17 protein-coding genes are annotated in these 18,815 nt (G+C 64.5%); 5 read left to right on the top strand and 12 right to left on the bottom strand.

From position 1 onward, the window contains the following. Positions 1-587: 587 nt before the first annotated feature. From HF916_RS42965 to HF916_RS42950, 4 genes are read right to left on the bottom strand one after another with little or no spacing between them, the layout of a single operon-like run. Positions 588-1,463 (bottom strand): efflux RND transporter periplasmic adaptor subunit, encoded by an 876-nt coding sequence (locus HF916_RS42965; protein WP_168794718.1) that lies wholly within the window; start codon positions 1,461-1,463, stop codon positions 588-590. A gap of 13 nt (positions 1,464-1,476) precedes the next feature. After that, positions 1,477-1,677, bottom strand: coding sequence for a DUF1656 domain-containing protein (locus HF916_RS42960; protein ID WP_012433767.1), 201 nt, complete (start codon positions 1,675-1,677; stop codon positions 1,477-1,479). Then, positions 1,667-3,886, bottom strand: coding sequence for an FUSC family protein (locus HF916_RS42955; RefSeq protein ID WP_168794717.1), 2,220 nt, complete (start codon positions 3,884-3,886; stop codon positions 1,667-1,669). Before HF916_RS42955 ends, HF916_RS42960 begins: the two co-directional genes overlap by 11 nt. Before the next feature lie 2 nt (positions 3,887-3,888). Continuing rightward, positions 3,889-5,508 (bottom strand): efflux transporter outer membrane subunit, encoded by a 1,620-nt coding sequence (locus tag HF916_RS42950; protein ID WP_168794716.1) that lies wholly within the window; start codon positions 5,506-5,508, stop codon positions 3,889-3,891. Between the two features lie 155 nt (positions 5,509-5,663). Here HF916_RS42950 and HF916_RS42945 point away from each other — a divergent pair, with 155 nt between their 5' ends. Together HF916_RS42945 and HF916_RS42940 are read left to right on the top strand one after the other, a co-directional pair. Next, complete coding sequence (locus HF916_RS42945; protein WP_168794715.1) at positions 5,664-6,602, top strand: LysR family transcriptional regulator; 939 nt, start codon at positions 5,664-5,666, stop codon at positions 6,600-6,602. A gap of 219 nt (positions 6,603-6,821) precedes the next feature. Then, the gene (locus HF916_RS42940) at positions 6,822-6,980 is read left to right on the top strand and encodes a hypothetical protein (protein WP_166679038.1); all 159 of its coding nucleotides are present in this window, start codon (positions 6,822-6,824) and stop codon (positions 6,978-6,980) included. A gap of 181 nt (positions 6,981-7,161) precedes the next feature. On the opposite strand, the gene HF916_RS42935 is transcribed toward HF916_RS42940, so the two are convergent. The 5 genes from HF916_RS42935 to wrbA all read right to left on the bottom strand — a co-directional run bounded on the left by HF916_RS42935 (position 7,162) and on the right by wrbA (position 11,553). Next, positions 7,162-7,884: an SOS response-associated peptidase gene (locus HF916_RS42935; protein ID WP_168794714.1), complete on the bottom strand. Its 723-nt coding sequence runs from the start codon at positions 7,882-7,884 to the stop codon at positions 7,162-7,164. A gap of 203 nt (positions 7,885-8,087) precedes the next feature. Continuing rightward, the gene (locus HF916_RS42930) at positions 8,088-8,894 is read right to left on the bottom strand and encodes a metallophosphoesterase (RefSeq protein WP_168794713.1); all 807 of its coding nucleotides are present in this window, start codon (positions 8,892-8,894) and stop codon (positions 8,088-8,090) included. 50 nt (positions 8,895-8,944) lie between these two features. After that, entirely contained in the window at positions 8,945-10,363 is a 1,419-nt protein-coding gene (locus HF916_RS42925) for an FAD-binding oxidoreductase (RefSeq protein ID WP_168794712.1), read from the bottom strand. Between the two features lie 54 nt (positions 10,364-10,417). Beyond that, positions 10,418-10,954, bottom strand: a complete 537-nt coding sequence (locus HF916_RS42920) for a DUF2069 domain-containing protein (protein WP_168794711.1) — start codon at positions 10,952-10,954, stop codon at positions 10,418-10,420. Then, positions 10,951-11,553 (bottom strand): NAD(P)H:quinone oxidoreductase, encoded by a 603-nt coding sequence (gene wrbA, locus HF916_RS42915; RefSeq protein WP_168794710.1) that lies wholly within the window; start codon positions 11,551-11,553, stop codon positions 10,951-10,953. The genes HF916_RS42920 and wrbA overlap by 4 nt, the downstream gene beginning before the upstream one ends. Before the next feature lie 120 nt (positions 11,554-11,673). On the opposite strand from wrbA, the gene HF916_RS42910 reads away from it, so the two are divergent. After that, positions 11,674-12,987 (top strand): YihY family inner membrane protein, encoded by a 1,314-nt coding sequence (locus HF916_RS42910; RefSeq protein WP_206001979.1) that lies wholly within the window; start codon positions 11,674-11,676, stop codon positions 12,985-12,987. A gap of 45 nt (positions 12,988-13,032) precedes the next feature. Here HF916_RS42910 and HF916_RS42905 read toward each other — a convergent pair whose 3' ends face one another. The 3 genes from HF916_RS42905 to HF916_RS42895 all read right to left on the bottom strand — a co-directional run bounded on the left by HF916_RS42905 (position 13,033) and on the right by HF916_RS42895 (position 15,714). Next, positions 13,033-13,353, bottom strand: a complete 321-nt coding sequence (locus HF916_RS42905; RefSeq protein WP_168794709.1) for an Mpo1-like protein — start codon at positions 13,351-13,353, stop codon at positions 13,033-13,035. A gap of 178 nt (positions 13,354-13,531) precedes the next feature. Further along, positions 13,532-14,365, bottom strand: coding sequence for an alpha/beta fold hydrolase (locus HF916_RS42900; protein WP_168794708.1), 834 nt, complete (start codon positions 14,363-14,365; stop codon positions 13,532-13,534). Next, positions 14,362-15,714 (bottom strand): O-acetylhomoserine aminocarboxypropyltransferase, encoded by a 1,353-nt coding sequence (locus HF916_RS42895; RefSeq protein ID WP_168794707.1) that lies wholly within the window; start codon positions 15,712-15,714, stop codon positions 14,362-14,364. The genes HF916_RS42900 and HF916_RS42895 overlap by 4 nt, the downstream gene beginning before the upstream one ends. A 240-nt stretch (positions 15,715-15,954) precedes the next feature. Between HF916_RS42895 and HF916_RS42890 the strand changes: the two genes are divergently transcribed. Both HF916_RS42890 and HF916_RS42885 read left to right on the top strand, forming a co-directional pair. After that, complete coding sequence (locus tag HF916_RS42890; protein WP_012433753.1) at positions 15,955-16,416, top strand: CBS domain-containing protein; 462 nt, start codon at positions 15,955-15,957, stop codon at positions 16,414-16,416. Between the two features lie 280 nt (positions 16,417-16,696). Beyond that, on the top strand, positions 16,697-18,634 hold the full coding sequence (locus tag HF916_RS42885; protein ID WP_168794706.1) for an MFS transporter: 1,938 nt from the start codon (positions 16,697-16,699) through the stop codon (positions 18,632-18,634). Positions 18,635-18,815 lie beyond the last annotated feature (181 nt).

The following is an 18,815-nucleotide window of genomic DNA, read 5'->3' as shown; positions in this document are numbered from 1 at the left end:
TCCCCTGGCTTGGAGGAGGCAGTGGTGCATCTGGAATCGGTGCCCCCGCACATCCAGCGCTTGTGACAAGGCAGTCATACTTTCCGCCTCGCGCTGCGCGCTCGCCGGAACGGTCTGCCTGAAAACCAGCGGCTGTGCGTGTGCTCTGTGGGACTATCGGCTTCGCCCTGGTTTTGTGGATGGCTCCTGCATTTTGGTCGTTAGCAGGTGCAAAAACACAGGCTGTCAAATCTTCTACGTAGCGTTTAGTCAGCCGCCAGCATCTTCAAAGTCGGATTGCTAACTATTGAAAATGCGAAAAGCCAGAGCGATTGCTTGCAGAACGACCGCGCGGGCGCGCGCAGCGCTGCCGGAAGAATGACGGCTTTGTCACGAACGCGGAATGTGCGAGAACACCGATTCCAGATGCACCACTACCGCGACTGCGCGAGGGACCCGCTTAAGAGTTAGCGGTGTGAGCCGCTTTCTCTTGCCTACTTCTCTTTGCGGCGGCGGCAAAGAGAAGTAGGTGCCGCCCCGCACAGGGGCAACGCCAATAGACCACTACCAAATCAAGCAAAGTCCAACACCTTATAAATCCGAACAATTCAGCCAGCCTTCCCAACTGCAGGCATAACAACAACAGTACAAGTAATCCCAGCAGCAAGCACAACTCCATCCGGCACGGAATCAATCCTAACCCGCACAGGAACGCGCTGCGCCAACCTAACCCAATTAAAAGTCGGATTCACATCAGCCAGCAACTCACGGCTTTCAGGATTATCCCGATCATAGATCCCACGAGAAATACTCTCGACGTGCCCTTGCAAGATGCCACCGCTCATCAACCGAACTTCAGCCTTATCCCCGACCCGAACATGAGGAAGCTTAGTCTCCTCAAAATACCCATACACCCAGAAAGAGTGACTATCGACAATCGCCAGCTTGGCCGCCCCAGCGGTCGCATAATCCCCACGAAACACACTGAGATTAGTGACATACCCATCAACCGGCGACACGACCCGCGTCCGCTCAAGATTCAACTTAGCCGCATCCAAAGTAGCCAAAGCCTGCTGATAAGAAGCCTCCGCAGCCGAAGCCGTATGAGTCGCATTCTCACGACTCTCTTTAGACACGACCAAAGCATCCATATCCGCACGCCGCTGCGCATCATCCCGCTTCATCTGCAACTCGGCCTTTCGCGCCGCCACCGCAGCCTGCGCCTGCTCAACCGCAATCTCATAGTGCGAAGGATCGATCTGCATCAACAGATCGCCTTTCTTCACCAGTTGATTGTCCTTCACAGGCAGATCCACAACCGCGCCAGAAACATCCGGCGCGACATTGACGATCTCGGCGCGCACGCGCCCATCACGCGTCCACGGTTCGTCCATGTAATGAACCCACAGCACGCGTCCAATCAAAATCGCGACGATAAAAATAATGGCTGTCGCGACGAAGCCCACAATATTTCGGATGGTCATGTTTCGACTCTGATCAACGATAAACGGCGAGACCCAGCACGCCGCACACACACACGAGCAAGCTGGCCCGGAACAAGGACGGATGCCACACCACGCGATACACGCCCGTATAGGCGATCACGCGGTCCAACACCCAGGTAAGCGCGGCGCCCGCGATGAACAGCAGCACGATGGCCGGCACGTAGGCGTCGAAAACGGCGATATCACGTGGCATGACGAACTCCTTCTGACGCGTCGGCACGTCCGCTCATCAACGGTTCAAGCGGCGATTGCGGATCGAGCAGCGCGGTACGAATGAAATGCAGTTGACTCAAAATGCGTTGCAGCCGATGCCGCTCTTCACGCGGCGGCGTGAAGGTGGCGAGCATCTGCTGAACCGTGGCGATGGCATCGGTGGTCGCGGCCAGCGCGCGGTCGAAACGGTCTTCACGCGGCCGCTCGAACAGCGTGGCCAGCGCGTCACGCATCGAACGCAACGCGATGCGCCATGGCATTGACTTCGCATAGCGCGCGTCGGCGGGCAGCGCCGCCACTTCGCGGCGCAGGTCGATCATCGCGTTGCCCACTTCGAGCACCGAGAAGAGCCAGCGCAAGGTGTCGCGTTTGAGCTCGGGCTCGTTCTGCGCGAGCGCATTGATCTGGAACATCAGATCGCGCGCGCCGCTCTCGAAGCGCGAACGCACGCGACGCATGCCCGCGCGGCTTGCCAGCACGACCTGGCGGCGCAGATCCACCAGCAGCCGGTTGCGCAGCCACGGTGTCGAAGGCGGCAGCAATACCGCGAACGCGATCGACGACACCAGCATCGACAGCACGAGCGCGAGCGCGTCGTTCATGAAGGCGCTCGGGTCGTAGTGAATCACGTTGTCCGGGCCGGCCAGGAAACAGAAGAAGATGCAATAGCCGACGCCGTAGCCGGCCAGCGCGGGCCGTGTCGTCATGAACACGCCGAGCAGCAGGAACGGCGTGAGCGCGACGCACAGCAGCGGGAAGCCGTCGATGTGCGGAAACACGCCGTACACCGCGATCATGCCCATCAGCGTGGCGACCAGCGTGCCGCCGGCCATCTGGAACGCGGTGCGCTTCGGATTCGGCGACGACGACGCCAGCGCGCAAACCGCCGCGGCATTCAACGTCAAGGTCGAACCACTCGGCCACGCGGTCGCGATCCAGAACGCGCCGAGCACCATCATCACGATGGCGGCGCGCACGCCCGCGACGCCTGCCGCGATCGCGTTCGTCTTCGGTTCGTAACGCTCGATCCAGCGCTCGCGCTCGTGCGTATCGACGGCAAGCGACGCGTACGTGGCCGCATACGCATGCAGATCGTCGATGAAGCGGTACAGCAGTTCGGCGCCGGTATCGAAGTCGAGCAGCGGCGCCTCGGGATGCGCTTCCAGTTGCGCCCGTGTCGCGCGCACGCGTTTGGGCAACTCGGCTTTGTAGGCCTCGAGTTGCGCGGCGGCGTGCGCGGCGTCGGCGGCGCTCAGCACGGGTTCGCCGGACTTCGCGAGCAGCGGGGCGATTTCCTTGAAGTACGGTTCGAGCGCGTCGATCGCGGTGGCCGCGCCGCTCGTGTTCGTGTTGCGCAAGCGGTTCATCAACTGATGCAGCGCGTGAAAGCGCGTCGACGCGGTCATGAACTCGCTGTTCAGACGCGCGAGACGGCCGCCGCGCATGCGCGAATCGGGGCCTTCGAACACGGCCACGCTGCGCGCGGCCTCGAAACCGACGATGTTGGCGACAAAGCGCGCATTGGTCGCTTCGATCCGCGCGCGGTCGTTGCGGCCGGCGAGCGACGTCGACACATATTCGACGAACGCCGAGAACCGCGCGCGCACGGTGCCGCGCATCTGCAAGCCGGCGAACTGTGGAAATACGAGGCCGCTCACCGCGCCCGCGCAGACGATGCCGACCACCACTTCGGCCACCCGTGTGAGCGCGCTCAGAAACGCGCCGTCCGGATGTTGCGAAGCGGGGATGCCGATCAGCGCGGCGGTATAGCCGGCGAGCACGAAACCGTACGAGCGGAAGTTGCGGTTGCGCGCGGCGCCGGCGGTACAGATGCCGACCCAGATCGCCGTCGTGACGATGAACAGTTCGGGCTGCTGCGCGAATAGGCCGATCAACGCGAGCATCACGACGAGACCGACTAGCGTGCCGCAGATCCGGTAGAAGCTCTTCGCGAACACCATGCCGCTTTGCGGCTGCATCACGATGAACACGGTGGTCATCGCGGTGCGCGGCTGCGGCAGGTCGAGCTTCATCGCGACGCCGAGCGCGAGGAAGCAGGCGGCGAGCGCTTTGAAGAGGTAGATCCACGTCAGGCCGTCGTTGCGGGCCCAGTCGGCGGCGGCCGCGTATAACGCGGCGAACTTCGCCGAGGACGCCGGCCGCGACGCGGAAGCAGGGGAGGCGGACATGATCAGCTCCCTGACCTGGCCGACCGGACAGCGGCGTTCGAACTCGCCGATGCGTTCGCGGGCATGGATCCAGCGTTCGAACTCTCCGCCGCGTTCGCGGGCACGGCACCAACGGCCGAACCCGCGGCCGCTTTCCCCTTCCCATGCGCCGGCAGCGTCTCGTTCGCCTGCGGACCATTAGCCGGGTCGTCGAGTCCACCGCCCAACGCCGTGACCAGCGACGCATGTGCGGCCAGCCGTTCGGCCTGAATCTTCGCGACGCCTTCCTGCGCGCGCAGCAACTGATTCTGCGCGATCAGCACGTTCAGATAGTCGGTCAGCCCGCGCCGGTAACCTTCGCGCGACAACTCGTAGTTCTTGCGGGCCGCCGCGACCGAACGGTCGGCATCGTCGGCCTGCGTGGCGAGCGAGCGGATCCGGATCACCTGATCGGAAATGTCCTTGAGCGCGCCGACAATCGACTGGTTATAGCTCTCGACGGCTTCGTCATAGCCCGCCGACGCCGCGCCGAGTTGCGAACGCAGCCGTCCGCCATCGAGGATCGGCAACGACAGCGCCGGCCCCGCGCTCCAGCTATGCGACGGGTTCTTCAGAAACTGGAACAGCGGCCCCATCGCCGCATAACCGCCGATCGACGCCAGCAGGTTGATATCCGGATAAAAATCGGCCTTGGCGACGTCGATGCCGCGCGCTTGCGCCGCGACCGTCCAGCGCGCCGCGACCACGTCCGGCCGATGGCCGATCAGGTCCGCGGGTAAGGCGCTCGGCAATCCGGCCGACGCGTTCAGCGAAAGAGTCGGACGCTGGATCGAATCGCCCGCGCCCGGACCCTTGCCGGCCAGCGCGGCCAGCTGATTGCGGCCAAGCGCGATCTTTTCTTCGATTTCGTCGATCTGGCGTTCGTATTCCGGCAGCGGCGTTTCGGCCTGGCTCACTTCGAGCTGCGTGCCGATGCCGCCTTTCAGACGCCGGTTGGCCAGATCCACGATCTGCTGCTGTTGCTGCAAGGTGGCCTTGGCGATGTCGAGCAGCGCGTAGTTCATCGACATTTCGATGTACGTGCGCACCACGTTGCCTTCCAGTTCGAGCTGGGCGGCGCGCGCATCGGCCGAACTCGCATGGGCGGCGTCGAGCGCGCGCTCGGCGGCGTTCTTGTCCTTGCCCCAGATATCGAGGTGATAGGACAGGCCGAGCGTTCCGGTGTTGTTCCACGATTGCTCGCCGGCCAGCGGGCCCGGGCCGTAGTAGAGGTTGTCGGCCCACTTCTGGCGCTGGATCGACAGGCTGCCGTTGACTTGCGGCGACAACGCCGAGCGGGCGACACCGGCCATCGACATGGCTTCGCGCACGCGCGCCTGGGCGGCCGCGAGGCTCGGGTTGCCGGCTTGCGCATCTTCGATCCACTGGTTCAGTTGTGGATCGTTATAGGCGCGCCACCAGTCGACCGCGGGCCATTGGGCGTCCGCGTTGGCGGCGCGGATCGCGTTGCCCGCGTCAAGTGAAGCGGGCTCGATTCCGCTGGCCTGCGGCGCGACGCCTCCGGTACTTGCACAGCCGGCGATTGTTAATAGGATCGTAAGAACCGCGGCTGCGGCGATCCCTTTCTGTACCGGAGACTGCACGATTTCCTCCAAAATTGGCTATAGAAGCATGTGCGTCATTATATTTTTTGATTGATTGGGGAATAACCGGTAAAGATGCAAGGCATTCTTACGAGATATGAGACAATCGCCTTTGCGAATCGTGTAACAATCGCTTCCGATCACAAGGGAAAGTTATGGATACGCTTCAAAACATGCGCGTATTTGTCCGTGTCGTCGAAGCGGGCAGCTTCACGGGCGCCGCGCAGCATCTGAATACGACCACGGCCTACGCGTCGCGCGCGGTGTCCGATCTGGAAGCGCATCTGCGCACGCGGCTCTTGAACCGCACCACGCGCCGCATCGCGCTGACCGAGGCCGGCGAGCGCTACCTGCAGCGGTGCGAGCAGATCCTCGCGTACGTGGATCAGGCGGAAGCCGAGGCGAGCGACGCCCACGCCCGCCCGTCCGGCAAGCTGAAGGTCCACGCCATGACGAGCTTCGGCCAGCACTATGTGGTGCCGGCCGTCGGCCGCTATCAGGACCGTTATCCGGACGTGCATATCGAATTGACCCTTGCGCAGCGCATGCCCGATCTGCTCGACGAAGGTTTCGACGTGTCGCTTACGCTCGCTACCAGTCTGCCGGATTCGGGGCTGGTGTCGCAGCGGCTCGGCAGCGCGTTCAGCATTGCGTGTGCGTCGCCTGCTTATCTGGAGCGGCACGGCGCGCCGCAAACGCCGGCCGACCTCGCGCGCCATGCGTGTCTGCAAATGGTCACGCCGGTGTTCCCCACCGACAAATGGACTTTCGACGGCCCGAACGGCGAGGAAACCATCGCTCTCGGCGCGACCACCTTCCAGGTGAACGTCGCCGAAGCCATGGCGGTGGCGGTGTCGAGCGGCATGGGCGTCGGGCTGATTCCGATCTACTCGGCAATCAGCGGTTTGCGAAGTGGAGAACTGGTGTGGCTGCTGCCGGAATACACGTCGCAGGAAATGAATCTGTACGCGTTGTATCCGTCCCGGCAGTATCTGGACGCCAAGATCCGCACGTGGGTCGAGTTCCTGCGCGACGAATTGCCCGCCACGCTGGCTGCGGATCAGGAGGAACTGCGCGAGTTCGCGCGCGCTTGACACCGCGCCGCGCGGGCGTTCGGCGATGGTCGACGGTCGGCCGCGAGGTGGCGGGAGCGCCTGTTACATAAGTGCCGCGTCGCAACATTTCCTTACTTCTGCCGTGCGGTCGATTTGCTAACGTGTCGTTCATGCGCTGCGGTATTGCACCGGACGCGCTCAGTTCGCCGCCGTTCGGCAAATCGCTACAAATCGCAACGACAGAAGGACGAGGGACTCATGGATACGCATCTGATGATCGGCGTGGCCGTCATGTTTGGCTTGATCGGGATCGCCGCATCGCGCGATTTGCTGCGCCGCCTGCGCGAACAGCAGCCGCAACTGGTGCCGGTCAAGGTCGAGCGCCCGGATTTGCAGGGGCAGCGGCGCGATCGTTGAAGTTCGACGTGGCGCCTCTTTAGCGGGCAGCCTGTTTTTCTGTCCTTGGGGCGATGCTGTTGGCCCACGTTCCGGCCTCATGTCCGGCGCTGACATTCAGTTCAGTGTGCGGCGATCGGGCGCATCCGCCTTGGGGCGTCGCGGTTCACCCATCTTCCGCGCTCACGTCCGGCGCTCAAATTCAGTTCATTGCTGCGATCAGACCCGGCTCGTCGTTGAGCGTGCGGTCCACTTCGCGGCTCACCCGATGCCAGCGAAAGCGCCCGGCGGCTAAGCCTGCGCTGCGCGTCAACTGCTCGAGTTCGTCGAGCGGGAGCGTCGGGTCCAGCCAGCGGCGCGCCGCGTCCGGCGCGAATGCCAGCGGACGGCGGTCGTGCACGTCGACGAGACCCGCGTCGGCGATGGCCGTCACGATCACCATCCCCATGCCTTCCGTTTGCGGTTCGGTGCCGCGCACGCTCGAGAGCGCTGCGAGATACATGGGCGCGTCGCTCTTCAGATGCACGAAGTAGGGTTGGCGGCCTGGCGGCTCGTCTAGTCTGTCTTTGCTATCCGCGATGGTGGTCACGGGCGCGGTTTCCGTGCGCCACTCGAACCAGCCGTCCGCCGGCACCAATACCCGTCCGGTTTTCCACAGGTCCTTGAAGTAGCGCCCGTTCGGCGCGGCGTCGGCGCGCGCATTGATCGTCTGCGGCAGATGCTGTTCGCGTGCCCAGTCCGGGCAATAACCCCAGCGGACCGCGTGCACCGTTTGATCCGGGTAGATGGCGAGCGGGTGGGTGCCGGGCGCGAGGTTGTAGCCGGGACGGCGGTCGGCGGCATCGAAGAGCATGAGCGGATCGGCGAGACCGAGGTGCTCGGCGTAGAAATGCGGATCGCGGTACTGGCTGATTCGACCACACATGAGCGACCTCCGGAGACGACCGGCTTGGGTTTCGATAACCGCCGTTGGATAACCGCGATTCGACAACCTCGACAGCGTAGTGCCTGCCGTGCGAGCCCGCTACCCAGATCGGCCCCAAGGCGGGCGACCCGGCCGAGCCGAGTCGGCCCGAGCCGGCCCGAGCGACCCAAGCCGGGCCCGACCCAAGCCACCTCAAGTGGCCGCTAAATCTCGACGACCTTATCCCACGCAAAAAGCGGATTTTCCAGCAGGCCAGTGCGCCGGTCGAGATAGCCGCGCGGATTGCAGACCACACGCGTGCCGTTCACGCTGTAGTCGAACGGCGTATGCGTATGCCCATGAATCCACAGCGCGACAGGCGGGCCGACGAGGTCCGGCAAGTGATTGACGAAGCCCGCCGACACGAGGTCTTCCGCATAGCGCTCGGCCAGACTCAACCGATGCGGCGCGTGATGCGTGACGACGATCGTCTTGCCGCCAAACGGCCTGGCGAGTTCGCCTTCGAGCCAGGCGCGCGCTTGCCGGTGCAGCGCGAGCGAGTCGTCGGGCGTGAAGTCGCGCGTTGCGTCGTGGGTGTCGTGCGGCCAGTTCATCTGGATCAGCCCGCGGAAATCGAGCATCACCTTGCGCGACGCCTCGATCGAATCGGCGAGCGTGTCCGGGTCGTTTCCGTACAACGCGAAGTCGGTCCACAAGGTCGTGCCGAGCACGCGCCACCGGCCTTGCGGGTCGACCAGCGCAGCGTTGTTCAGCACGTGCACGTTGTCGACCTGCGCGGCCGCGTCGTAGAGCGCGGCGTCAAGCGCGCTGAACTCGCCGTCGTAGTACTCGTGATTGCCGGGCACGTAGACCACCGGCACGGCGCCGTCGAAAGTCTGCGCGGCCCAGCGCGGTCCGGCCGCGTGATTGTGGATGTCGCCGGCCAGCACGATCAGATCCGCCTGCGCATGCGGGATCAGCTCGGGCTCGTCGTTCTCCAGATGCAGATCGGACAGCACTCGAATCTTCACGACCACGACTCCTGCAAGGGGCTCCGCAGGGGAGCGCGGAGCATCAGACGCTAGCGTAGCACCTTGCCCGGATTCATCAGATTCAGCGGATCGAGCGCACGTTTGACGGCGCGCATCAACTGCACTTCGACGTCCTGCTTGTAGCGCATCGCCTCGTCGATCTTCAACTGGCCGAGCCCGTGTTCCGCGCTGATGCTGCCGCGATGCCGGTGCACGCTGTCGTAGACGATCTGGTTGATCGGGCTCTGGTACTGCGTGAGGAACGCTTTCGCGTCGACGCCCTCGGGCGCCTGCACGTTGTAGTGCAGATTGCCGTCGCCGAGATGGCCGAACGTCACCATGCGCGCGCCCGGCACGGCCTGCGCGATCGCCGCGTCGGTTTCCTCGATGAAGTGGCCGACACGCGAGACCGGCACCGCGATGTCGTGCTTGATGTTCAGGCCTTCCTCGGCCTGAGCGAGCGGAATGTGTTCGCGCAGGTTCCAGAACGCCCGCGACTGGCTGAGATTTTCCGCGACCACCGCGTCTTGCACCAGGCCGTTTTCGAGCGCAGTTTCCATCAAACGCTCGAACAGTCCGCGCGCGTGTTCCTCGCTTTCGCTATCCGACAGTTCGAGCAGCACGACTTGCGCGTGCGGCTCGGCAAACGGATAGCGCATCTGCTCGAAATGCCGGCCGACCAGCCGCAGGCAGAAATCCGACATCAGTTCGAAACCGGTCAACAGCGGCCCGGCGATGCGCTGCGTGAGCGATAAAAAGTCGAGCGCGGCATACGGCGACGCAAGCGCGGCGAGCGCCGTGACGCGCGCGGCCGGTTTCGGATGCAACTTGAGCACGGCGGCGGTGATGATGCCGAGCGTGCCTTCCGCGCCGATGAACAGGTCGCGCAGATCGTAGCCGGTGTTGTCCTTGCGCAGTCCGCGCAGGCCGTCCCACAGTTCGCCTTGCGCCGTGACCACTTCGAGCCCGAGGCACAACTCCCGTGCGTTGCCGTAGCGGAGCACGCCGGTGCCGCCCGCATTGGTGGCGAGATTGCCGCCGATCGTGCAGCTGCCTTCGGCGGCGAGGCTTAAGGGGAACAGACGGGCAGCCTCGTCGGCGTGCTTCTGCACTTCGGCGAGAATCACGCCGGCTTCGACCGTGATCGTGTTGTTGTGCGGATCGATGTCGCGCACCCGGTTCAGACGCCGCAAGCTGATGACCGCCTGCGCGCCGCCTGCGTCCGGCGTGGCGCCCCCGGCGAGACCCGTGTTGCCGCCTTGCGGAACCAGCGCGATGCGATGTTCGACGGCGAGCTTGACGAGTGCCGCGACTTCGTCAGGCGTGGCCGGGCAGAGCACCGCGCACGCCGCGCCGGTGTAGCGGCGGCGCCAGTCGGTCAGGTACGGGGCGGTGTCGTGCGGATCGGTCAGCACCTGCGCGGCGCCGATGGCGTCGCGGCAGGCGGCGAGGAAAGCGGTTTGGGTCATGTTGGTCGGTCAGCGGATTCGGGCGGAAGTGTCGGACGGGGCGGTGCGTGTTTGTCAGCCGGACGTATTGGCCCGGTCGGCGGCCTCGCTTCCGGCGTGATTTGCAGGCCGGGTTGCAGCCTGAACGGCAGCTTGCTTTGCCGCCTGCTTTGCGGCTCGTTTCGCCGCGCGTTTGAACGGCGCGACATAGGCGAGCGTGCAGACAAAAAAGACCACGGAAAGCGCGGCCTCCAGCCAGCCGAGACCGGCGCTCAGCCCGCGGTCGCTCCAGCCGCGCACAATGCCTTCGGCAAAATACAGCAGGATCAGCATCGACGCCCATTGCAGCGTATAAACCCGGCGCCGCCATACGCCAGGCAACGCGAGCAGCAACGGCACAGCCTTGAGTACAAGCGCCGAACCGCCGGGACGCAGCGGCGCGAGCCACCATTCCCACGCGACGGACAGGGCGATCAGCGCAACCAGGGCCGTGGTGGCGCCGAGCGCGGCGGCGCGATTTCGCGGCACGGGCGGAGCGGTGGTGGTCATGGGCGCCTGCGCTGCGGTCTCGGCGTTCGACGCGGCGGCCGGTTGGGCGTGCGGCTCGTTCACGGCCTTTCACTCATGGATGCCGCCGTGCGCGCGACGCGTGCGCCGAGCGCGATGGCGAGCGTCTTCTCGTCCGCGGAGATGCCGTGTTCGGCGCTGCCCGCGCGCGCGAAATGCGACGCGCCGTACGGGGTGCCGCCCGTTTGCGTGGTGCTCAATGCGCTCTCCGTGTACGGAATGCCGACGATCAGCATGCCGTGATGCAGAAGCGGCAGCATCATGGATAGCAGTGTGGATTCCTGGCCGCCGTGCAGACTGCCGGTGGACGTGAACACGCAAGCGGGTTTGCCGGCGAGCGCGCCGGACAGCCACTGCGGCGTGGTGCCGTCGAGAAAGTATTTGAGCGACGCGGCCATGTTGCCGAAGCGGGTAGGCGTACCGAGCGCGAGACCGGCGCAATCTTCGAGGTCGCGCAGTTCGACGTAGGGCGGCCCCTCGGCGGGAATATCGGGCTGGGTCGCTTCGCAGACGGTGGACACTGCCGGTACGGTACGCACGCGCGCCTGCATGCCGGGAACGCTGTCGACGCCGTGCGCGATCGCCAGCGCAAGCTCGCGCGTGGCGCCGTGACGGCTGTAATAGAGCACGAGAATGTCTTTCATAGGCCTCATCGGTGAACGGGTATTATAGGGGCTGGGTCCGCTCCACAGGCCGCCCATAGCCATTCGGCCAGGTCTCGCGCGCGGTCCTGTCATACCGGTGCACGCAGCAAGGAGGTGGGTTTGTTGTCCAGGGTGCGTTTCGATCTCGACACGCTCAAACGGCTCGCGCAATTTGCCGCGCAGCGCAGCAGCGAAGACCGCATTCCGCAGGTGGCCGGCAGCCTCACGTTCACCACCATGCTATCGCTCGTGCCGCTCGCGACGGTCGCGTTCGCGTTGTTCACGGCGTTTCCGATCTTTGCTTCGTTCCAGATGTCGCTGCAGTTTTTTCTTGCCGACCATCTGATGCCGGCGCAGCTCAACAGTCAGATTTTCAATTATCTGAACCAGTTTGCTTCGAAGGCAAAGGGGCTGACGACCATCGGTATGATTTTTCTGTTCGTCACCGCGGTGATGACGATGATGACGATCGAGTCCGCCTTCAACGTGATCTGGCGCGTGCGCAAGGCCCGGCCAATCGCGCAGCGCATTCTGGTGTATTGGGCGATCATCACGCTCGGCCCGATTCTGATCGGCGTGAGTTTGTCGATATCGTCGTATCTGTTCACGCAGTCCATGACCTTCACGGCGGCGCAGCGCATGACGCCGGTTATCGAGTGGGCGCTCACCGGCGCCGCGCTGCCGCTCACCGCGCTCGCCTTCACGTTTCTCTACGTCTACCTGCCGAATTGCCGTGTGGAATGGCGCGACGCGGTGATTGGCGGCGTGACCGCGGCGATCGCCTTCGAACTGGCGAAGCGCGGCTTCGGCTATTACGTGCGGCGCATTCCGACCTACACCGCGGTCTACGGCGCATTCGCGGCCGTGCCGCTATTCCTGGTGTGGATGTATCTGTGCTGGTTCATCACGCTCGCGGGCGCGATGATCGCGTCCGCGTTGCCGGCTATTCGCATCGGCCAGTTTCATCGGCCCACCTTCGAGGGCAGCAATCTGTTCGACTCGCTCGAACTGCTCGCACGGCTCTCGGAAGCGCGTGAAGCAGGCAAGCGCGGCTACACCGTGCCTGAACTTTCGCGGATGCTTCGTCGCGATATGGACACCACGATCAACCTGCTGCAAAAGCTCGAGGAGATCGAGTGGATCGCGCGCTTGCAGGAGGACGGCATGCGTCCGCATTTCCTGTTGCTGGCGAATCCGGCGCAAATCACGGTCGAGCGCCTGTTCGAACTGTTCGTGATCGACCGCGCGGAGCTCGAGTATCAGCTCGAACTGGCGTCCACCCGCGTGGATGGCCAGATGCTGCTGGCGGCGCTGGAAAACGACAGGCTGAAAGTCACACTCGCCGCGTTGCTGGCGGCACGCGCGGCCGCCCGTGCGGCGCGCGCCGAGCAGAGCGAACCCGATACACCTTCCATGCCGCATCAGGCGGCTTGAGTCGCGCGGAATGCGTAGTGGTCGGCGCTGACACTACCCGCATCGCTACAACGAAATCTTGCCGACGCAGATGTCCTTGAACATCACCCAGTCGCCCATCAGGCTGTAAAGCGGATGCCGGAAGGTAGCCGGCCGGTTCTTCTCGAAGAAGAAATGCCCCGCCCAGGCGAAGCCGTATCCGCAGATCACGGCGGCGGGCAGCCATAGCCAGTCGCCGGTGGCGAGCGCCATGGCGAGACAGCCGATGACGCCGAGCGACCCCACGAAATGCAGCCGCCGCGAGACCGCGTTGCGATGCTCGCTCAGGTAGTACGGATAGAACTCCGCGAAACTCGCGAAGTGATCGGTGTGCGCGGTTTGAGCCATCACGGCCTCCGGATTGCGACGCTTCCCGATGCTTCAGCGCGCGCCAATACGCCGGACAGACGCGCTCGAAACAGGACAGGCTTGATCCATTGTGCGGCTATCGGGCGACGCGCGCAACCTGGCCATTCGGCCGATGGCGCGGCGCTCCTCACGCGGTTATCGTGATGGCTCGCAACCTCTATCGAACCTCGCGAGGCGCTCGGCAAGCGAAGCCGAAGAGGGCGTCGAGCGTGGCGTCGGGTTGCTCGGACATGAGCGCGTGGCCGGCTTCTAGCGTGACCGTGTCGACCGGTACGCCGGCTTGCGCCAGCGCGGCGGCGAGCGCTTTGGCTGCGCGCGGCGGCGTCATCGCATCGCGCCGGCCGACGATCAGGCGTGCGGCACAGCGCACCTGCGCGGCGCGCACGAGGCCGTCCGCGTAGCTGTTGCAGGCGGCGAAGTCGGTGTGGAACAGGTTCGGCTCGCCGTTTGCCGAGACCCGTTCCATCAAGCGCTGGTTCATGCCGTGCAGCCAGAAGCCGGGGCCGGGGCAGGAGGGTTTGGCTGCGAAGGTCGAATGCGACCATTGATTGACCATGCCGATTGCTTCGGGCTCACGGTGCAAGGCGGCGTCGAGCAACGCGTCGGAGACGGCCATCGGAATCGCCGTGGCGAGCAGGGCGAGATGTGTTGCCCGCTCCGGATAGCGGCCGGCGAAGTCGAGCGCGATCAGCGAGCCCATGCTGTGACCGGCCACGAAGGCGCGTTGCACGCCGGCGGCGTCGAGCACCGCGGCCAGCCAGTCGGCCATGGCCGGCACGGTGGTCAGCGCCGGACCGCCGCTGCGGCAGTGACCGGGCAGATCCACGGCCAGCACGCTAAAGCCGTGATGCGCGAAGTAGCGGGTTTGCAACGCCCACACGCTGTGATCGTGCTCGGCGCCGTGGATGAATACGGCGGTCGGCAGGCTTGCATCAAACGCTTTGCCGCCGGTGTAGGCGTAGGCAGGTTTGCCTTGAACGGTCAGGATCATGCGGACTCCGGGCGAGTTTGGGCGGCCGCGCCGGATGCGCCGCCATGCGGCGCGCTCGAACCGCTCGCTTTCTGCGCGGCCTTCAGCGCGCGCTTGAGGTCGTCGATCAGATCGTCGGGATCTTCGAGGCCGATCGAGAGGCGGATCGTGCCTTCGGCGATGCCGGCTGCGGCGAGCGCGGCAGCGTCCATGCGAAAGTGTGTGGTCGATGCAGGATGGATCACCAGCGAGCGCGCGTCGCCCACGTTCGCGAGATGCGAGAACAGCGAGAGCGCCTCGATGAAGCTGCGTCCGGCGGCGCGGTCGCCACGCAGATTGAAGCTGAACACCGCGCCGGCGCCGCGCGGCAGCAGACGCCTGGCGAGCGCGTGGTCCGGGTGGGTCGGCAGTTCCGGGTAGGCGACGGATTCGACCGCGGCTTGACCCGCGAGGAATTCGACCACGCGGCGTGTATTGGCTACGTGCCGCTCCATCCGCAAAGGCAGCGTCTCGATGCCTTGCAGCAGTTGCCACGCGGCCTGCGGATGCAGGCAGGCGCCGAAGTCGCGCAGGCCTTCGCGGCGCGCTCGCAGGAGGAACGGCGCGACAGTGCTTTCCTCGCTGAACACCATGCCGTGAAAGCCGTCGTAAGGCTCGGTGAATTCAGGGAAGCGCCCGGAGGCTTCGAAGTCGAACGTGCCGCCATCCACCAGCACGCCACCAATCGTCGTGCCGTGGCCGCCGAGAAATTTGGTGGCCGAATGATAGATGAAGTCCGCGCCGTGTTCGAACGGTTTGAGCAGATAAGGCGTGGTGAAGGTCGAGTCGACCAGCAGCGGCACGCGGTGCTCATGCGCGATCTGCGCCACGGCGGCGATGTCGAGCACGTCGAGGCCCGGATTGCCGAGCGTCTCGCCGAACAGCAACCGCGTGTTCGGGCGCAGCGCGGCGCGCCACGCGTCGAGGTCGCCGGGCTTGACGAAGGTCGTCTCGATACCGAAGCGCCGCAATGTGTAGTGCAGCAGATTGTGCGAGCCGCCGTACAGCGCGCTGGAGGCGACGATATGCGAGCCCGCGCCCATCAGCGTGACGATGGCCAGATGCAAGGCCGCCTGGCCGCTCGCCGTGCCGATCGCGCCCGCGCCGTTTTCCAGTGCGGCGACGCGTTCCTCGAACACGGCCACGGTCGGGTTCGAGATGCGCGAATAGACGTGACCGGCGCGCTCCATATTGAAGAGCGCCGCGGCGTGGTCCGAGTCACGGAACGAAAACGAGGTGGTCTGGTAAATCGGCGTGGCGCGCGCGCCGGTTGTCGGGTCGGGAGCAGCGCCGGCGTGCAGCGCAAGCGTGTCGAAACGGTTGGCGGACATGCTGGGCGGCGAGGCCACGGACGGCCTCGCGAAAGGTGAAAGTGGCGGCCATCCTATCACCGGCATGCGGCGCTTCAAGCGCGGTTTTCCCCATGCGCGTACGCTCGGAAGCACGGCTTCGAACCTGCGAACGCCCGCTGCGCCTTGGTGGGCGGGCCGCTTTCCTTTTATGGGTCTTTCCGCTAGGATCGAAAAACATCGATGCATTATTAGCTTAGCGGGCACTACGGGAGACAGATCATGCGAGTCAGCGACATCCTCAAAGTCAAAGGCAACACCCTATTCACGGTCACGCCGGATACCACGCTGCACGACGCAGTCAATGCCATGGCCGAGCACGACATCGGCTCGCTGGTGGTGATGGAGTACGGCGACCTCGTCGGCATGCTCACATTCCGCGAAATCATGCTGACGCTGAGCAAGAACGGCGGCAGCGTCGGTACGTCAACGATCCGCAAGGTCATGGACGACCATCCGCTCACCTGCACGCCGGAAACGGACGTCAACGAAGTCCGCCGCATGATGCTCGAGCATCACGTGCGTTATCTGCCGGTGCTGGAAAGCCGCACGCTGATGGGCGTGATCTCGTTCTACGACGTCGCCAAGGCGGTGGTCGAAGAGCAGGGCTTCGAAAACCGCATGCTCAAGGCCTATATCCGCGACTGGCCGGAAGAACAGCAGGAACAGCAGCCGGCGCGTTAATGCACGGCGATTCACTGCGACGCGCTAGCCGTTGCGGTGAGCGCGAAGAGGCAGTCAAGGCGCGCGCGAAAGCGTGCGCTTTTTTTGTGTCCGGCGCTGGGTTCGGCCTCATGTCGAGTCTTGTATCCGACTCCGTGGCCGGCTCGACGCCGAGGCTGGTGCGAGTGCGCGTGATGGCTTTGCAGACCGGCACCGCGCGCCGCCCGGTGATCCGCCCATAAGCGATGCCGCGCATGGCGCTTTCTCCTTTCTTGCTCTTTTAGCCTGATTCCGGAACTTCATGAGCGATCGTCCGTTACCTGCTGCCCGCCGCGTCGCCCGTCAACACGAGGCGCACGAATCCCAGTTCCGGCTGCTCAGCCAGCGCCGTTTCGCGCCGTTTTTCTGGACCCAGTTCCTCGGCGCGATGAACGACAACGTGTTCAAGATCGGCTTTACGTCGCTTGTCACGTATCAGGCGGCGCGCTTTTCCGGAGTCGATCCGAAAACGGCGGCGTTCCTGATCTCGGCCATCTTCATTCTGCCGTTCGTGCTGCTGTCGGCCACCTCCGGCCAGATTGCCGACAAGTACGACAAGGCAATGCTCACGCGCTTCGTCAAGAGCTTCGAAATCGTCGTGATGCTGATCGGCGGCACGGGTTTCTGGCTGCATAGCGCACCGCTTTTGTACCTGTGCACGTTTCTGATGGGCGTGCACTCCACCGTATTCGGACCGGTCAAATACTCGTACCTGCCGCAGCATCTGTCGAAGGCGGAACTGGTCGGCGGCAACGGCATGGTCGAAATGGGCACCTTCGTGGCGATCCTGTTCGGTACGATCATCGGCGGGGCGGGCGCGGGTTTCGTCGAGCATGGGGCAGTCGTGCTGGCCTGCGCGTGCGTCGCGATCGCGCTGGTGGGGCGCGTGGTGTCGAGCTTCGTGCCGACCACGCCGGCGCCGCAAGCCGATCTGCGCATCAACTGGAATCCGGTCAGTGAGACGTGGCGCAACCTGAAGCTGGCGCGCGAGAACCGCACGGTGTTTCTGAGCCTGCTCGGGATTTCCTGGCTTTGGTTTGTCGGCGCGATCTTCCTGTCGTCGTTTTTCAGCTTTGCGAAGAATGTGTTGTCCGCCGACCCGGACGTCGTGACCGTGCTGCTCGGCACCTTCTCGATCGGCATCGGCCTCGGCTCGCTGATGTGCGAAAAGCTCTCGAAGCGGCGTATCGAAATCGGCCTCGTGCCGCTCGGTTCGATCGGCATGAGCGTGTTCGCGATCGACCTGTTTTTCGCGAGTCACGCGCTGCCACTACCCGGACATCTGCTGAGCGTCGGCGAGTTCATTCTGCGGCCCGCGCACTGGCGCGTGCTGGCCGATCTGTTCCTGCTCGCCATGTTCGGCGGCTTCTACAGCGTGCCGTTGTATGCGCTGATCCAGAGCCGCAGCCAGCCGAGCCACCGTGCGCGCATCATCGCGGCGAACAATATCCTGAACTCGCTGTTCATGATCGTCTCGTCGCTGATGGCCGTCGCCCTGACCTCGGCGGGCTTCAGCATTCCGGCGATTTTCCTCGTCACCGCGCTGCTCAACATCGTGGTGGCGACCTACATCTACTCGCTGGTGCCGGAGTTTCTGCTGCGCTTCATCGCCTGGGTGCTGGTGCACACGTTCTACCGGATTCGCCTCGTGCATGCCGAGCGGATTCCGGAAGAGGGCGCGGCCGTGCTGGTTTGCAATCACGTGAGTTTCGTGGACGCAATTGTCATCATGGCCGAGAGCCCGCGACCGATCCGTTTCGTGATGGACCACCAGATCTTTAAATCGCCGTTTGCCGGCTGGGTGTTCCGTCACGCCAAGGCGATTCCGATCGCGCCGGCGCATCAGGACGCGCAGTTGCTGACGCGCGCCTATGAGCGCTGCGCGCAGGCGCTTGCGGAAGGCGATCTGGTGTGCATCTTCCCGGAGGGCAAGCTGACCAAAACCGGCGACATGAATCCGTTCCGTCATGGCGTCACCGAGATCATCCAGCGCACGCCGGCGCCGGTCATTCCCATGGCGCTGCGCGGCCTGTGGGGCAGCGTGTTTTCGCGCGCGGGCGACGCGCGCTGGCCGCGGCCGATCCAGAAGGGCGTCATGAGCCGCCTGACGCTGGCGGTAGGCGAGCCGATTGAACCGCAGCTGGCGACGCCGGAGAAGTTGCAGCAGATCGTCACCGAGCTGCGCGGGGCGCGCAAGTAGCGCGGCTGGAGCGCTGACGCCCGGCAGTAGCAAGAGCTGCGCGCTGAAACCCGCCAGTGGCAAGACTGGCGCGTGGAAGGCCGCCAGTGGCACGACGGAAAACGAAAAGATGCCCACGCAGATGGAAGCAAACCAGGTGATCTGCCGGGGAATGGCCGCGCATGCATACCCTGGCCGATCG

The sequence above is a fragment of the Paraburkholderia aromaticivorans genome, from assembly GCF_012689525.1.
Lineage (GTDB): Bacteria > Pseudomonadota > Gammaproteobacteria > Burkholderiales > Burkholderiaceae > Paraburkholderia > Paraburkholderia aromaticivorans_A.
Note: the sequence above shows the minus strand (reverse complement) of the source record. Positions and strands in the feature narration are given on the sequence as shown.

Excerpts from the sequence above, each read along its gene's own strand:
- HF916_RS42935 (WP_168794714.1), bottom strand. The coding sequence starts at position 7,884 with ATGTGTGGTCGAATCAGCCAGTACCGCGATCCGCATTTCTACGCCGAG.
- HF916_RS42905 (WP_168794709.1), bottom strand. The coding sequence starts at position 13,353 with ATGGCTCAAACCGCGCACACCGATCACTTCGCGAGTTTCGCGGAGTTC.
- HF916_RS42895 (WP_168794707.1), bottom strand. The coding sequence starts at position 15,714 with ATGTCCGCCAACCGTTTCGACACGCTTGCGCTGCACGCCGGCGCTGCT.
- HF916_RS42940 (WP_166679038.1), top strand. The coding sequence starts at position 6,822 with ATGGATACGCATCTGATGATCGGCGTGGCCGTCATGTTTGGCTTGATC.
- HF916_RS42925 (WP_168794712.1), bottom strand. The coding sequence starts at position 10,363 with ATGACCCAAACCGCTTTCCTCGCCGCCTGCCGCGACGCCATCGGCGCC.
- HF916_RS42890 (WP_012433753.1), top strand. The coding sequence starts at position 15,955 with ATGCGAGTCAGCGACATCCTCAAAGTCAAAGGCAACACCCTATTCACG.
- wrbA (WP_168794710.1), bottom strand. The coding sequence starts at position 11,553 with ATGAAAGACATTCTCGTGCTCTATTACAGCCGTCACGGCGCCACGCGC.
- HF916_RS42960 (WP_012433767.1), bottom strand. The coding sequence starts at position 1,677 with ATGCCACGTGATATCGCCGTTTTCGACGCCTACGTGCCGGCCATCGTG.
- HF916_RS42965 (WP_168794718.1), bottom strand. The coding sequence starts at position 1,463 with ATGACCATCCGAAATATTGTGGGCTTCGTCGCGACAGCCATTATTTTT.
- HF916_RS42955 (WP_168794717.1), bottom strand. The coding sequence starts at position 3,886 with ATGTCCGCCTCCCCTGCTTCCGCGTCGCGGCCGGCGTCCTCGGCGAAG.
- HF916_RS42945 (WP_168794715.1), top strand. The coding sequence starts at position 5,664 with ATGGATACGCTTCAAAACATGCGCGTATTTGTCCGTGTCGTCGAAGCG.
- HF916_RS42885 (WP_168794706.1), top strand. The coding sequence starts at position 16,697 with ATGAGCGATCGTCCGTTACCTGCTGCCCGCCGCGTCGCCCGTCAACAC.
- HF916_RS42900 (WP_168794708.1), bottom strand. The coding sequence starts at position 14,365 with ATGATCCTGACCGTTCAAGGCAAACCTGCCTACGCCTACACCGGCGGC.